Annotated in this window: 1 protein-coding gene; it reads left to right on the top strand. The window is 71.8% G+C overall.

Features of this window, described 5'->3' with window-relative positions; translation table 11 throughout:
• Positions 1-1,317: chromate efflux transporter (chrA, locus tag WDW90_RS37210; protein ID WP_336492741.1), on the top strand; the 1,317-nt coding region annotated here is incomplete at both ends.

Genomic DNA, 1,317 nt, shown 5'->3' with positions numbered 1-1,317 from the left:
CCCGTGACGCTCGGCCAGGCCCTGCCGGTCTGGTCTCGCATCGCCGCGCTCTCGTTTGGCGGGCCGGCCGGGCAGATCGCGGTGATGCACCGCGTCCTCGTCGAGGAGAAGCGCTGGGTCTCCGAGAGCCGCTTCCTGCACGCGCTGAACTTCTGCACGCTCCTGCCGGGCCCGGAGGCGCAGCAGCTCGCCACCTATGTCGGCTGGCTGATGCACGGCACCCGCGGCGGCCTCGTCGCCGGCGGCCTGTTCGTGCTGCCGGGCGTCCTCGCCATCATGGCCCTGAGCTGGATCTACGCGCTCTACGGCAAGGTCGGCCTCGTGGCCGGCCTGTTCTTCGGGCTGAAGGCGGCGGTGCTCGCCATCGTGGCGCAGGCGGTGCTGCGCATCGGCCGCAAGGCCTTGAAGAGCCGGGTCATGCTCGCACTCGCGGCGGCCTCCTTCGCGGGCATCTTCTTCCTCGCCGTGCCCTTCCCGCTCATCGTCCTGACGGCCGGCGTCATCGGCTATCTCGGCGGCCGGGCCGGGATGGCGCAGTTCCGGGCCGGTGGCGGGCACGGCGGTTCGGGCAAGGACGACGGCGGTCCCTACCTGCTCGGCGATGACGAGCTCCCGCAGGAGTGGGCCGCGCACGGCCACGCGCTGCGGGTTCTGGGCGTCTGGGGTGCGCTCTGGCTCGCGCCGGTCGTGCTCATCCTGGCGCTGCTCGGGCCCGGCGACGTGTTCAGCCAAGTCGCGCTGTTCTTCTCGCAGATGGCGATGGTGAGCTTCGGGGGCGCCTACGCGGTGCTGGCCTACGTCGCCCAGCAGGCGGTGGAGCATTACGGCTGGCTCGGGCCCGGCGAGATGCTGGACGGCCTCGGCATGGCCGAGACCACGCCCGGACCGCTGATCATGGTCACGCAGTTCGTGGGCTTTCTCGCCGCCTTCCGCAATCCCGGCAGCCTGCCGCCGCTCGTGGCCGGCACGCTCGGAGGACTGCTCACCACCTGGGTGACGTTTACGCCCTGCTTTCTCTGGATCTTCCTCGGGGCTCCCTATGTCGAGCGCCTGCGCGGCAACCGGGCGCTCGCGGGCGCGCTCTCGGCCATCACGGCGGCGGTGGTCGGGGTGATCCTCAACCTCGCGGTCTGGTTCGCGCTCCACACCATCTTCGCCGAGGTCCGCCCGTTCGCGGCCGGTCCGATCCGGTTCGACATCCCGGTCCCGGAGAGCCTCAACCCTTGGGCGCTGCTGCTCGCGCTCGCGGCGGTCGTGGCCGTGTTCCGGTTCCAGACCAGCATGATCGCGACCCTCGCCGCCTGCGCGGCGGCCGGC

This window comes from Methylobacterium nigriterrae, assembly GCF_037106235.1.
GTDB lineage: Bacteria > Pseudomonadota > Alphaproteobacteria > Rhizobiales > Beijerinckiaceae > Methylobacterium > Methylobacterium nigriterrae.
This window is presented reverse-complemented; position numbering and strand designations above follow the sequence as displayed.